This is a genomic window from Shigella sp. FC1967 (assembly GCF_001743005.1).
Lineage (GTDB): Bacteria > Pseudomonadota > Gammaproteobacteria > Enterobacterales > Enterobacteriaceae > Proteus.
Genome location: NZ_MIIZ01001408.1, coordinates 1 through 357 on the forward strand (window position 1 = coordinate 1; position 357 = coordinate 357).

Genomic DNA, 357 nt, shown 5'->3' on the forward strand with positions numbered 1-357 from the left:
GCAAAGGCATAAGCCAGCTTGACTGTGAGAGTGACGGCTCGAGCAGGTACGAAAGTAGGTCTTAGTGATCCGGTGGTTCTGAATGGAAGGGCCATCGCTCAACGGATAAAAGGTACTCCGGGGATAACAGGCTGATACCGCCCAAGAGTTCATATCGACGGCGGTGTTTGGCACCTCGATGTCGGCTCATCACATCCTGGGGGCTGAAGTAGGTCCCAAGGGTATGGCTGTTCGCCGATTTAAAGTGGTACGCGAGCTGGGTTTAGAACGTCGTGAGACAGTTCGGTCCCTATCTGCCGTGGGCGTTGGAAGATTGAGAGGGGTTGCTCCTAGTACGAGAGGACCGGAGTGAACGCA

The 357-nt window shown here is 54.9% G+C and carries 1 rRNA gene; it reads left to right on the forward strand.

The annotated features are described in order from the left end of the window. Nucleotides 1–357: ribosomal RNA gene (locus tag BHE89_RS22470) — 23S ribosomal RNA — on the forward strand; the annotation flags it as partial.